The organism is Allobosea sp. P1_A7, assembly GCF_056406775.1.
In genome coordinates this window covers 52,413-66,004 of record NZ_JBFTZN010000001.1, presented here as the reverse complement: position 1 = coordinate 66,004, position 13,592 = coordinate 52,413, and the positions used below count along the sequence as shown (strand labels likewise).

Genomic DNA, 13,592 nt, shown 5'->3' with positions numbered 1-13,592 from the left:
GATGGGGGACGCTCCGATCCTCGACATCCGCGACCTGCGCGTGCGCTTCCGGACCAATGATGGGCTGCTCGATGCGGTGAACGGCGTCGATATCGCTGTCGGAGCCGGCGAATTCGTCGCCATCGTCGGCGAATCCGGTTCCGGCAAAAGCCAGACGGTGATGGCCGCGATGGGCCTGCTCGCTGGGAATGGCGAGGTGGAAGGCTCGATCCGCTATCGCGGCACGGAGCTGCTCGGGCTGAAACCCAGGCAACTCAATGCCTATCGCGGCCGGAAGCTCGCGATGATTTTCCAGGAGCCCATGACATCGCTCGATCCGCTGTTCCGGATAGGCAGCCAGATGGCCGCGCCTCTGCGCAAGCACCAGGGATTGTCACGCAGCGCCGCGCGGGCGCGGGCGCTCGAACTCCTGAAACTCGTCCAGATTCCCCGGCCGCAGGAACGGCTCGATGCCTATCCGCACGAGCTCTCAGGCGGGCAGCGCCAGCGCGTCATGATCGCGATGGCGCTGGCCAATGATCCCGATATCCTGATTGCCGACGAACCCACGACAGCGCTCGACGTCACCATCGAGGCCGAGATCCTGGCGCTGATCGCCGATCTCAGAAAGCGGCTCGGCAGGGCCGTCGTCCTGATCAGCCACGATCTCGGGCTGGTGCGGAAATATGCAGAGCGCGTCTATGTGATGAAGTCTGGCGAAGTGGTGGAGAGCGGAACCACTGAGGTCCTCTTCGCAGCACCGAGCCATCCCTATACCAAGCTGCTGCTCTCGGCAGAGCCCGCAGGCCATAAGAAACCTGCGCCGAAGGGCGCCCCGATCCTGCTCGAGGCCCGTGACCTGCGCGTCAGCTACGATCTCGGTCGTGGCTTTCTCAAGCGCAGGAACGCCTTGCTCCACGCCGTCGACGGTGTCGATCTGACCCTGCAGCGCGGCCAGACCATCGGCATCGTCGGGGAGTCCGGCTCGGGAAAGTCGACGCTGGGAAAGGCGCTCCTCAGGCTCGTGCCGGCCAGCGGGCAGATCCGGTTCGAGGACCGGGCGCTGGCGCCGCTCGATCGCTCGCAGATGCGGCCGCTGCGCAAGAGCCTGCAGGTCGTCTTCCAGGACCCGTTCGGCTCGCTCTCGCCGCGGCTCACCGTAGGCGAGATCGTCAGCGAAGGGCTGCTGGTCCACGCGCCCCATCTGACGCGCGCCGAACGCGACATGCGCGCGGCGCAGGCCCTGGAGGAGGTCTCGCTCGATCCGCGCCTGCGCAACCGCTATCCGCACGAATTCTCGGGCGGCCAGCGCCAACGCATCGCGATCGCGCGCGCGATGATCCTGCACCCGGCGCTGGTCGTACTGGACGAGCCGACCTCGGCGCTCGATCGTACCGTGCAGAAGAGCATCGTGGCGTTGCTCAAGGACCTCCAGGCCCGCCACGACCTCTCCTATCTCTTCATCAGCCACGACCTCGCCGTGGTCCGCGCCATGGCCGACACGATCATGGTGATGAAGGATGGCAGCGTCGTCGAAAGCGGACCAACCGAGGCGATTTTCGCCGCACCGCGAGAGGGCTACACGCAGAGGCTGATCGCGGCCGCGCTCAAGGCGTAAACGGAAGATATCCGGTCCGGCCCGGTAGCCGTGGCGGTCCTTGTCCGTTCGGCGCGGCAGTGTTGCGCCCGACGCCGATCTGCAAGCCGGCTTTGGCACTCGCCTCCCGCCCGCGCCTCCGCTACCAATGCCGACGTTCCTTCAACCACGAGACCGAAGCCGATGAGCCGTATTGTCTATGTGAATGGTGAGTACCTGCCCGAGGAAGAGGCCAGGATCTCGATTTTCGACCGCGGCTTCATCTTCGGCGACGGCATCTACGAGGTCTCGGCGGTGCTCGGCGGCAAGCTGGTCGACTGCGACGCGCATCTTGCCCGTCTGGAGCGCTCCTGCGGGGAAATCCGGCTCGCCCTGCCCTGGTCGCGCGCCGAACTGACCGCCATCCATGAGGAGCTGATCAAGCTCAACAACATCGACGAGGGCGGTATCTATCTCCAGGTCTCGCGCGGCGCTGCCGACCGTGACTTCGCCTTCCCGAAGGATGTGGCGCCGACCCTGGTGATGTTCTCGCAGGCCCGCAACCTGAGCGAGGCCCCCGCCGCCAAGACCGGCATCAAGGTCGTCTCCTGCCCGGACCTGCGCTGGGCCCGCCGGGACATCAAGAGCGTCAACCTGCTCGGGCCGGTGCTGGCCAAGCAGTTCGCCGCCGAAAGCGGCGCGCAGGAAGCCTGGCTGGTGGAAGATGGCGTCGTCACCGAAGGTGCGTCCTCGACCGCCTGGATCGTCAAGGGCAAGACGCTGATCTCGCGGCCGCTCTCGAACAAGGTCCTGCCGGGCATCACCCGCAAGGCTGTTCTGGCTTTCCTCGCCGAAACCGGCTTCACCTTCGAGGAACGCACGTTCACGCTGGATGAGGCGCTCGACGCCGAGGAGGCCTTCATCACCTCGGCCAACAGCTTCGTGATGCCGGTGGTCTCGATCGACGGCCATACGATCCACAATGGCGCGCCGGGCCCAACCGCGATCCGCCTGCGCGAGATTTATATCGACTTCGCCAGGAAGGGCGGCGTGCTGGGCTGATCGCCCACACGCTCCCCCGCGACATAGGTCGCGGCGACATTGCGCTCGTCACCCAGCGTGACGAGCACGAAGAGTTCCTCGGCGAGATCGCGCGCCGTTTCCAACCGGTGCGCCATGGCCCGCGTCGCAGCCGGGTCGAGCACCACGACATCCGCCTCACGGCCGGGCTCGAGCGAGCCGATGAGATGATCGAGCCCCAACGCCACCGCATTGCCGCGCGTGATGGCATGGAGCGCCGCAAACGCCGAAAGCGACTGGCCCTGCAGCTGCAGCACCTTGTAGGCCTCGGCCATGGTCCGCAGCATCGAATAGCTGGTGCCGCCACCGATATCGGTCGCGACCGCAACCCGTACGCCTTCTCGCTTCGCCCGGGCCCAGTCGAACAGACCTGAACCGAGGAAGAGGTTCGAGGTCGGACAGAACACGGCGACAGCTCCGGCCTCGGCAAAGGCACGCCATTCGTGCTTGGTCATGTGGATGCAGTGGCCCATCAGGCTCTGGCGGCCGAGCAGGCCGTAATCCCGGTAGATGCCGGCATAATCATCGGCATTCGGATAGAGCTGGCAGGCCAATGAGATCTCGGCCTGGTTCTCGTTGATATGGGTCTGGACGAAGCAGTCCGGATGTTCAGAGGCGAGCCGCCCGGCAGCGGCCAGCTGCTCTGGTGTCGAGGTCACCGCAAAGCGCGGCGTGATCGCATAGAGCTGGCGTCCCCGGCCGTGCCAGCGCTCGATCAGGGCCTTGCTGTCGGCATAGCTGCTCTCGGCCGTATCGGTCAGCGCCGCTGGGGCGTTGCGGTCCATCATCACCTTTCCGGCAATCATCCGCGTGTTGCGGCGCTCCGATTCGGCGAAGAAGGCTTCGGCCGATTGACGGTGAACGGAGCAGTAGACGGCCGCCGTGGTGGTGCCGCTCGCCAGCAGCTCGTCCAGCAGGAACCGCGTCAGCTTCTCCGGATGTCCCTGCTGTGCCAGCTTCTGCTCCTCGACGAAGGTGTATTTGTTCAGCCACTCCATCAGCGGCGCCCCATAGGAGGCGATCACCTGGGTTTGCGGCATGTGCAGATGCGCGTCGATGAAGCCCGGCATGATCAGGTTCGGCCGGTGATCGACGATTTCCGCCTCTTCCGGCAGCGTCGGCAGCAGCTCCGATGCGGCGCCGACGGCCTTGATCAGTCCGTCGGCGATGACGACCAGGCCATCCCCGATGAAGCGATGCGCCGCGTCGCCGGAGGTCTCGGGATCGCCGACGAACCAGAGCAGGCGGCCACGCAGGGCGCGAAGGCGACGGTCTTCGTTCACGGGCTCGTGCTCCGGCTCAAAATCACGTCATATCTGCACCAAATCAAAGCTTTCGGCCAAGCGTCGAACATGCCTAATCTGGAGGCATGATTTGGATCTGTGAGCGGCCGGGCCGCCATGCGTGAGATAGTGCGCTTCCTCTACGGCGATGAGCTGGTCGAGATCGCGTCCAGCGATCCGACCCAGACGCTGCTCGACTGGCTGCGCCTCGAGCGCCGCCGGACCGGCACGAAGGAAGGCTGCGCCGAAGGCGATTGCGGAGCCTGCACCGTCGTCGTCGGGCGCCTCGACGGCGGCCGATTGCGCTATGAGGCGATCAACGCCTGCATCCGCTTCCTGCCGACGCTCGATGGCTGCCATCTGCTCACTATCGAGCACCTGAAGGGCGCGGACGGACGCCTGCACCCGGTGCAGCAGGCGATGGTCGATTGCCACGGCTCGCAATGCGGCTTCTGCACGCCGGGCTTCGTGATGTCGCTCCTTGCGCTCTGGCTGAACGAGCCGGCGCCGGAGCTGGGGCGAATCGAGGACGCGCTCGCGGGCAATCTCTGCCGCTGTACCGGCTACGAGCCGATCATTACCGCGGCCCGTCGCCTCTACGAACACACCGACCGGAAGCAGGATCGCTTCGCGCTTTCGGCGCCCGGCATCGCCGCCCGGCTGCATGCTTTTGTGGATCAGGAAACGCTGGCACTCGCCCATGGCGCGCGACGCTTCCTGTCGCCGGCGACAACAGACGCCCTCGCCGATCTCGTCATCTCCCATCCCGAGGCCGTTCTCGTCGCCGGCGCGACCGATGTCGGTCTCTGGATCACCAAGGGGATGCAGCAGCCGCAAACCATCATCCATCTCGGCCGTGTCGAGGACCTGCGTGCAGTCAGCGACGAGGGCGATCATCTGCGCATCGGCGCCATGGCGAACCATATCGATGTCCGCACGGCACTCGCGGCGCTCTCGCCGCAACTCGACGAGCTGATGCGCCGCTTCGGCGGCGAGCAGGTGCGCAATGCCGGGACGATCGGCGGCAATATCGCCAATGGCTCACCGATCGGCGATCTGCCGCCAGCGTTGATTGCGCTTGGCGCAACTCTGGTGCTGCGGCGCGGCAGCGAGCGACGCGCGCTGCCGCTCGAAGCCTTCTTCCTCGACTATCGCAGCCAGGACCGGAAGCCAGGCGAATTCGTCGAGGCCGTGCTGGTGCCGAAACTGCAGAATGACGCTCTGTTCCACATTTCGAAGATCTCAAAGCGCTTCGACGAGGATATCTCGGCGGTGTGCGGCGCCTTCCTGCTGCATCTCGACGAAGCCAATCGGGTGAGCGAGGCACGGCTCGCCTATGGCGGCATGGCCGGTATCCCGAAACGGGCCGCCGCCGCGGAAGCCGCGCTGCTCGGGAGGGATTGGGACGAGGCTGCGGTCGCTGCCGCCATCGCCGCCCTGCCCCGGGATTTCACACCGCTGACCGACATGCGCGCCTCGGCGGCGTACCGGCTGAAGGTGGCCGGCAATCTCCTGCGCCGGTTCCTGATCGAAACGACGGCGCTTGACGTCGACACGCGCGTCGCGGGCCTGCTTGCGGAGGCTGCCCATGGCTGACGCGCGCAAACGGCTTGAGACCGAGGTCGTGGCCGGGCCGCTCGGCCGGACCAGCAATCATGATTCCGCCGCCAAGCATGTCGCGGGTGAAGCCCTCTATATCGACGATATCGCCGAGCCGGCCGGCCTTGCGCATGCCTATCTCGGCCTTTCCCAGGTCGCGCATGGGCGGCTGATATCGCTCGACCTCGCGGCCGTGCGCACGGCCCCCGGCGTTCTCACCGTGTTGACGGCCGAGGATATTCCGGGCGCGAACGACATCAGCTCGACGCATCGACATGACGAGCCTGTCTTCACGACGCAGAATATCCTGCATCACGGCCAACCGCTTTTCGCGGTTATCGCGGAAACCCGGGATCTGGCGCGCCGCGCCGCCGCGCTGGCCAAGGCGGCCTATGAGGAAGCCGCTCCGCTGCTGGATGTCGCAGCGGCCCGCGCGGCCGGCGGCGAGCTTGTCACCGACCCGCTGAAGCTGGAGCGCGGCGATGTCGCGGAAGCGCTTGCTGCCAGCCCGCGCCGGCTCAAGGGGTCGATGGAGATCGGCGGGCAGGATCATTTCTATCTGGAGAGCCAGATCGCGCTCGCCATCCCCGGCGAGGACGAAGACATGCTGGTGCTGTCCTCGACGCAGCATCCGAGCGAAGTCCAGCACATGGTCGCGCAGGTGCTCGCCGTCGGCTCCCACGCCGTCACCATCGAGGTCCGGCGCATGGGCGGCGGCTTTGGCGGCAAGGAGACGCAGGCCAATCTCTTCGCCTGCGTCGCCGCGCTCGCTGCCCGCAAGCTGAAGCGCCCGGTAAAGCTCCGGCCCGACCGCGACGACGACATGGTCATCACCGGCAAACGCCATGATTTCGTGGTCGATTACGAGATCGGCTTCGATGACGAGGGGCATATTCACGCGGTGGACGCGGTCTATGCGGCGCGCTGCGGCTGGAACGCCGATCTCTCGGGCCCGGTCACCGACCGCGCGCTGTTCCACATGGACAATTGCTATTTCTACCCGGCGGTGCGCGGACGTTCGCAGCCCCTGCGGACCAACACCGTTTCGAACACGGCCTTTCGCGGCTTCGGCGGCCCCCAGGGCATGGTCGGAGCGGAACGCTTCATCGAGGAGGTTGCTTTCGCGACCGGGCTTGACCCGCTCGAGATCCGCAGGCGCAATCTCTATGGCGCGGTCGGTCGCGACATCACGCCCTATCACCAGCAGGTCGAGGACAATATCGCCGGCGACGTGATCGCCGAACTTGAACGGCGTTGCGATTACCGCGCGCGCCAGGCGGGGATCCGTGAGGCCAACCGCAAGAGCCCGGTCATCAAGCGTGGCATCGCGCTGACCCCGGTCAAGTTCGGCATCTCCTTCACCGCGACCTGGTACAATCAGGCAGGCGCCCTGGTGCATGTCTACACGGACGGCACGGTGGCGCTGAACCATGGCGGCACCGAGATGGGCCAGGGCCTCTATGTGAAGGTGGCGCAGGTCGTGGCGCAGGCTTTCGGGATCGGCCTCGACCGGATCAAGATCACCGCGACGACCACCGGCAAGGTGCCGAACACCTCGGCGACAGCCGCCTCCTCCGGCTCCGATCTCAACGGCATGGCCGCGCTCGATGCCTGCGAGACGATCAAGGCGCGGCTCATCGCCTTCGCGTCGAAGCGCTGGGAGGTTTCAGCCGAGGAGATTGCCTTCCTGCCGGGCCGGATCAGGATCGGCACGCAGGAGATGAGTTTCGCCGAATTCGTCGCGGCAGCCTACATGGCCCGCGTCCAGCTCTCGGCGACCGGCTTCTACGCGACGCCGAAGATCCATTGGGATCGCAAGGCCGGGCGTGGCCACCCGTTCTATTATTTCGCCTACGGCGCTGCTGCGGCCGAAGTCGCGATCGACACGCTCACCGGCGAATACAAGGTCGAGCGGGTCGACATCCTGCATGATTGCGGCACGTCGCTGAACCCGGCGATCGACAAGGGCCAGATCGAGGGCGGCTTCGTGCAGGGCATGGGCTGGCTTACCACCGAGGAACTCTGGTGGGACGACAAAGGCCGGCTCAAGACCCATGCGCCCTCGACCTACAAGATCCCCGTCGCCTCCGACCGGCCGCGCATCTTCAATGTCGACCTGCTCGAGAACGCCCCCAATCGCGAGCCGACGATCCACCGCTCCAAGGCGGTCGGAGAGCCGCCGCTGATGTTGGCGATCAGCGTGCTTCACGCCTTGTCGGACGCGGTCGCGAGCGTCGGCGATCATCGCTTCTGTCCCCGTCTCGACGCGCCGGCGACGCCGGAGCGCGTACTCGATGCGGTCGACCGCATGCGGGAGCAGGCACGGGGCGCGGCGCCATGACCGGGCTGGCGACTTTCCTCGAAGCCCATCTCGAGCAAGGCGCCATCCTTGTCAGCATCGAGCGCGCCGAAGGATCGACCCCACGCGAAACCGGCGCGACGATGGTCGTCACCGCCGAGGGCAATTCTGGGACGATCGGCGGCGGCCAGCTCGAATTCCACTGCACCGACATCGCCCTTGAGATGCTGGCGAGCGGCGAGATCTCGCGACGCCTCGATATTCCGCTTGGGCCGCAAATGGGCCAGTGCTGCGGCGGCCGGGTCGGTGTCGTGCTGGAGCGGGCCAGGCCGTGCCATCTCGCGACTCTCCAGGCCGCCGAAGCGGCAAGGTGCGCAGCGCAGCCTGCCGTCCTCATCCTCGGCGCCGGCCATACCGGGCGCGCGCTTGCCGAGGCCCTCATGCGCCTGCCGCTGACGGTCATTCTGATCGACGACCGCGAAGCCCAGATGCACGATCTTCCCGTTGGTGTCGCACCGCTACGACTGGACGACCCGGCCGAGGCGATCACATCGGCCCAGCCCGGCACCGCTTTCGTGATCCTTTCGCACAGCCATGCGCTCGACTACCGGCTGACCGAGGCTGCGCTCCTGCGCGGGGATGCCGCCTATGTCGGCATGATAGGCTCGGCGACGAAGCGCGCACGCTTCGCTGCCAGCTTCCGCCGCCGGCACCCTGCAAGCGATGCCCTGGCGCGCCTGACCTGCCCGATCGGCGGGGATGATGTGGACGACAAGCGCCCTGAGGTCATCGCCGCCTTGACGGCAGCCGAACTGGTGCGGAGCTTGCTTGCCAAGCAACTGGCTTCCGGGCAAAGCGTGGCGCAGGGCCGACAAGGTCCGGGGAGAAGGGCAGGAGATGACGGCGTCGCCGCATGACAGGACGGATACGCCGCCCCGGCTCGTGCTGTCGGGCATCTCCAAGAGCTTTCCCGGCGTGAAAGCCAATGACGACATCAGCTTCAGCGTGAAGCCCGGCGAGATCCACGCCCTGCTCGGCGAGAACGGAGCGGGCAAGTCGACGCTGGTCAAGGTCATCTACGGCGTTCAGCAGGCCGATTCGGGCAGCATCTCCTGGGATGGCCGGCCTGTTTCGGTCCCCTCGCCCAAGGCGGCGCGGCGGCTCGGCATCGGCATGGTCTTCCAGCATTTCTCGCTGTTCGATGCGATGACGGTGATCGAGAATATCGCACTCGGCCTCGACGAGGCCGTGGATCGCGAGGAGCTGAAGACCCGCGTCGCCAAAGTTCTGCAGAGCTATTCGCTGCCGCTCGATCCCGAGCGCGAGGTCCATACGCTCTCGGTCGGCGAGCGGCAGCGCATCGAGATCGTCCGCTGCCTGCTGCAGAAGCCGAAGCTCCTGATCATGGACGAGCCGACTTCGGTCCTGACACCGCAAGAAGTCGAGCGTCTGTTCGAGACCCTGCGGCAGATCGCGTCCGAAGGCTGCTCGATCCTCTACATCAGCCACAAGCTCCACGAGATCAAAGCCTTGTGCGACACCGCCACGATCCTGCGCGCCGGCCGGGTCGTCGCAACCTGCGACCCGCGGCAGGAGACGACGCGGCGCATGGCCGAGCTGATGATCGGCGCCGAATTGCGCCAGATCGAGAACGCCCATTCCGGCAGGATCGGCAAGCGCCGGCTGATCGTGTCGGGCCTCTCCCTGCCCGGCGAACCGCCCTTCGGCACGAGCCTGCGCGACATCAGTTTCGAGGCACGGGCCGGCGAGATCCTCGGCATCGCCGGCGTCGCCGGCAATGGCCAGGCCGAGCTGCTCGGCGCGCTGTCCGGCGAGCGCCTCAGTGCGGTGCGGAACGCCATCATGCTCGACGGCAAGCCCGTCGGCAGCGAGGGAGCGGGCGAGAGGCGCAGCGCCGGCCTCGCCTGCGTTCCGGAGGAGCGCAACGGACACGCCGCCGTGCCGGATTTCTCGCTGGCCGAGAATGCCATCCTGACGGCGCGCTACCGGCTGCCACTGGCACCTCGCGGCTTCATCCGCCTCGGAGCGGTTCGGCGCTTCGCTCAGGCCGTCATCGGCCGGTTCGACGTGCGCACCACCGGTCCAGGCTCTCCGGCCCGCTCATTGTCCGGCGGCAATCTGCAGAAATTCATCATGGGCCGCGAGATCGGCCAGGAACCAGGTGTCCTCGTGGTCTCGCAGCCGACCTGGGGGGTCGATGCGGGCGCCGCAGCAGCGATCCGGCAGGCGCTGGTCGATCTGGCGGCGAAGGGCTCAGCGGTCGTGGTGATCTCGCAAGACCTCGATGAACTGCTCGAACTGGCAGACCGGCTCAGCGTCATCAACGAGGGTCGGCTCTCGCCGCCCCGCCCGGTCGCAGAGCTCGCGATCGACGAGATCGGCCTGATGATGGGCGGCATTCACGGCGCAGCCCAGCCCGAAGGAGCGCCGCTTCATGCTTGAATGGCGCCGCCGCCGCGAACCAAGCCGGGCGATGCTCTATCTGAGCCCGTTGATCGCGATCGCGCTCACCATGGCGACCGGCGCGATGGTCTTCACGGCAATGGGTTATGACGGGCTGACCGCGGTCTTCGACTTCTTTCTCGTACCCTTCCTCGAGCCGCATCGCTGGCCGGATCTCGGCGTCAAGGCGGCGCCGCTGGTGATGATCGCGCTCGGCCTCGCCATCGGTTTTCGCGCCAATGTCTGGAATATCGGCGCCGAGGGCCAGTACATCATGGGCGCCATCGCCGGCACCGGTGTTGCCCTCGCCACCTATGAGATGAGCGGCTGGTGGATCCTGCCGGCCATGGCTCTCGCCGGCATCCTCGGCGGCATGGCCTGGGCTGCGGTCCCGGCTCTGCTGCGCGTCAGGCTTCAGGTCAGCGAAATCCTGACCAGCCTGATGCTGACCTATGTCGCGGTGCAGGTGCTGTACTACCTCGTGCGCGGTCCATGGAAGGATCCGGACGGCTTCAACTTCCCGCAGACGCGCATGTTCACGGCCGATCAGACGCTGCCGGTCGTCATCCCCGAGACGCTCGTCCATCTCGGCATTCCGCTCGCACTCGTCATTGCCGTCATTGCCTGGCTGGTGTTGGAGAAGACGACCGCGGGCTATGCGGTGAAGGTTGTCGGGCTCGCACCGGCTGCGGCGCGTCACGGCGGCTTCAGCGCCGAACGGACGACCTGGGTGACGTTGCTGATCGGCGGCGGCCTTGCGGGTCTTGCCGGCATTTTCGAGGCTGCAGGCCCCTTCAGCCAGCTTACCCCGCAGTTCCCGGTCGGCTACGGATTCACCGCCATCATCGTCGCCTTCCTCGGCCGCCTGCACCCGCTGGGCATCGTGCTCGGCGGCGTCGTTCTGGCGGCAACCTATGTCGGTGGCGAGATCGCCCAGACGACCGTGCGCCTGCCCCAGGCCGCGACCGGCATGTTCCAGGCGATGCTGCTGTTCTTCCTGCTCGCGACCGATGTGCTGGTCCGTTATCGCATCGCCTTCAGGGCAAGGCCGGCGAAAGTGGCGCCGCGATGAACAGCGTCATCCTGGTCTCGATCATCATGACGCTCGTCGCAGCGTCGACACCGATCCTGCTCGCGGCGCTCGGCGAGCTCGTCGTCGAGAAGTCGGGCGTGCTCAATCTCGGTGTCGAGGGCATGATGCTGACCGGGGCCGTCGCCGGTTTCGCGGTCGCCTTCAGCACCGGCAGCGTTGCGCTTGGCCTCATCGCCTCCGTGATCGCCGGCATCGCAACCGCGATGATCTTCGCCGTGCTGACGCTCAGCCTGACCGCGAACCAGGTCGCGACGGGCCTGGCGCTGACGATTTTCGGCGTCGGCGCCTCCTCGCTGATCGGCGCCGGCTTTGTCGGCCGCACGATCGATCGTCTGGGGCCCCTGTTTCCCGAAGCGCTTTCCGGCCATCCCTGGCTGCGTGCGCTCTTCGGGCACGACATCATCGTCTATCTCTCGCTTGCCCTGGTTCTCGGCGTGAGCATTTTCCTGCGCCGGACGCGCGCTGGATTGATCCTGCGGGCGGTCGGCGAGAATGACGCCTCGGCCCATGCCATCGGCTATCCCGTCATTGGCATCCGCTATGCGGCGATCGCCTTCGGCGGCGCGCTGGCGGGCCTCGGCGGCGCCTATTTCTCGCTGGCGCTGACGCCGATGTGGGCTGACCGCCTCACTGCCGGGCGCGGCTGGATCGCGCTCGCGCTCGTCGTCTTCTCCGCCTGGAAGCCCGGCCGACTCCTGCTCGGGGCCTATCTCTTCGGCGCGGTGATGACCTTCGAGCTTCAGGCCAAGGCTGCCGGCATCACCTGGCTCGCGCCGGAGGTGCTGGCGATGGCCCCCTATCTTGCGACAATCCTGGTTCTGACGATGATGTCGCTCGGTCGCAAGACGGGCCGGCTCGATGCGCCCGCATGTCTCGGCAAACCCTTCTCGGCGTCCTGACGGCGCCGCCAACCCCGTGGGGAGAACAACCATGTCATCCATCATCACCCGCCGCACGCTCGTAGCCGGCGGCGCCGCGGCGTCCGCCCTGCCCCTGCTCGGCCGCAGCGCCTTCGCGCAGGCGCCACTGGGTGTCGGCTTCATCTATGTCGGTCCGATCGGCGATCACGGCTGGAGCTGGACGCATGATCAGGGCCGCAGGGCGCTCGAGAAGCAGTATGGCGACAAGATCAAGACCAGCTTCATCGAGAACGTCGCCGAGGGGCCGGATGCGGCGCGCGCGTTGCGCCAGCTGGCGCAGGCCGGCAACCAGCTGATCTTCGCGACCTCCTTCGGTTTCATGAACCCGACCATCCAGGTCGCAAAGCAGTTCCCGAAGCTGAAATTCGAGCACGCCACCGGCTATCAGCGCGCCCAGAACGTCGCGACCTACAATGCCCGCTTCTATGAGGGCCGCGCCGTGATCGGCACGATTGCAGGCCACATGTCGAAGAGCGGCCAGGCCGGCTACATCGCCTCCTTCCCGATTCCAGAGGTCGTGATGGGCATCAACGCCTTCACGCTCGCCGCCCGCAAGGTCAACCCGAACTTCAAGACCAAGGTCATCTGGGCCTCGACCTGGTACGACCCGGCCAAGGAAGCCGACGCCGCCAAGGCGCTGATCGACCAGGGCGCCGATGTGATCACCCAGCATACCGACAGCCCCGCCGCCCTGCAGGCGGCCGAGCAGCGCGGCGTCTTCGCCTTCGGCCAGGCGTCCGACATGAGCGCCTTCGCGCCCAAGGCGCATCTCTCGGCGATCGTCGACGACTGGTCGGGCTACTACATCAAGCGCGTCAAGGAGGTCATGGACGGCAGCTGGAAGTCGGGCGACGTCTGGGGCGGGATCAAGGACGGCTTCGTCAAGCTCGCCCCGTTCAATCCCGCGATGACGCCGGCCGCACGCGCAGGCGCGGAAGAAGTCCAGAAGGGCATCGTTGCCGGCACGCTCCACCCCTTCACCGGCGAGCTCAAGGACCAGAAGGGCGTGCTGCGCCTCAAGGCCGGCGAGACCGCCCCCGACGAGATGCTGGCGAAGATGGACTGGTACGTCGACGGCGTTCAGGCCTGAGCGCGCAGGCCAACCTATCCTGACGTCATCCCCGCAGCCGGATCGAGACTTCGGCTGACGGGAATGACGGAGGCGGCATGACGCCCCGAACGATTCAGCATCAAAGCCTCTTGCAGATATTTTAAGCTTGAAACAAAATGAGGAACATACGAGCCGGAAGGGGATGGGGATCTCCGCCGGCCAGTAGGCTCCTTGCAGGTCCCGGGAGGA

General features: G+C 66.5%; 10 protein-coding genes. 9 read left to right on the top strand and 1 reads right to left on the bottom strand.

What is annotated here, in order from left to right; genetic code table 11:
- The first annotated feature begins 1 nt into the window (after position 1).
- Together AC1D34_RS00290 and AC1D34_RS00285 are read left to right on the top strand one after the other, a co-directional pair.
- Positions 2-1,597 (top strand): ABC transporter ATP-binding protein, encoded by a 1,596-nt coding sequence (locus AC1D34_RS00290; RefSeq protein ID WP_476823184.1) that lies wholly within the window; start codon positions 2-4, stop codon positions 1,595-1,597.
- Positions 1,598-1,759: 162 nt separating this feature from the next.
- Entirely contained in the window at positions 1,760-2,617 is an 858-nt protein-coding gene (locus tag AC1D34_RS00285) for a D-amino-acid transaminase (protein WP_069877297.1), read from the top strand.
- Here AC1D34_RS00285 and guaD read toward each other — a convergent pair.
- Entirely contained in the window at positions 2,578-3,918 is a 1,341-nt protein-coding gene (guaD, locus tag AC1D34_RS00280) for a guanine deaminase (protein ID WP_441489112.1), read from the bottom strand. The two genes, AC1D34_RS00285 and guaD, sit on opposite strands and share 40 nt — an antisense overlap.
- Positions 3,919-4,035: 117 nt before the next feature.
- Here guaD and xdhA point away from each other — a divergent pair, with 117 nt between their 5' ends.
- From xdhA to AC1D34_RS00245, 7 genes are read left to right on the top strand one after another with little or no spacing between them, the layout of a single operon-like run.
- Positions 4,036-5,514, top strand: a complete 1,479-nt coding sequence (xdhA, locus tag AC1D34_RS00275) for a xanthine dehydrogenase small subunit (RefSeq protein ID WP_441489111.1) — start codon at positions 4,036-4,038, stop codon at positions 5,512-5,514.
- Positions 5,507-7,858, top strand: a complete 2,352-nt coding sequence (gene xdhB / locus AC1D34_RS00270) for a xanthine dehydrogenase molybdopterin binding subunit (RefSeq protein ID WP_476823183.1) — start codon at positions 5,507-5,509, stop codon at positions 7,856-7,858. Before xdhA ends, xdhB begins: the two co-directional genes overlap by 8 nt.
- The gene (xdhC, locus tag AC1D34_RS00265) at positions 7,855-8,733 is read left to right on the top strand and encodes a xanthine dehydrogenase accessory protein XdhC (protein ID WP_441489109.1); all 879 of its coding nucleotides are present in this window, start codon (positions 7,855-7,857) and stop codon (positions 8,731-8,733) included. Before xdhB ends, xdhC begins: the two co-directional genes overlap by 4 nt.
- Positions 8,714-10,279, top strand: a complete 1,566-nt coding sequence (locus AC1D34_RS00260; protein ID WP_441489108.1) for an ABC transporter ATP-binding protein — start codon at positions 8,714-8,716, stop codon at positions 10,277-10,279. Before xdhC ends, AC1D34_RS00260 begins: the two co-directional genes overlap by 20 nt.
- Positions 10,272-11,351 (top strand): ABC transporter permease, encoded by a 1,080-nt coding sequence (locus AC1D34_RS00255; protein WP_441489107.1) that lies wholly within the window; start codon positions 10,272-10,274, stop codon positions 11,349-11,351. The genes AC1D34_RS00260 and AC1D34_RS00255 overlap by 8 nt, the downstream gene beginning before the upstream one ends.
- Positions 11,348-12,271 (top strand): ABC transporter permease, encoded by a 924-nt coding sequence (locus tag AC1D34_RS00250; RefSeq protein WP_441489106.1) that lies wholly within the window; start codon positions 11,348-11,350, stop codon positions 12,269-12,271. The genes AC1D34_RS00255 and AC1D34_RS00250 overlap by 4 nt, the downstream gene beginning before the upstream one ends.
- A gap of 31 nt (positions 12,272-12,302) precedes the next feature.
- A complete protein-coding gene (locus tag AC1D34_RS00245) occupies positions 12,303-13,382 on the top strand; it encodes a BMP family ABC transporter substrate-binding protein (protein ID WP_476823182.1) in 1,080 nt (359 codons plus the stop codon).
- Positions 13,383-13,592: the final 210 nt, after the last annotated feature.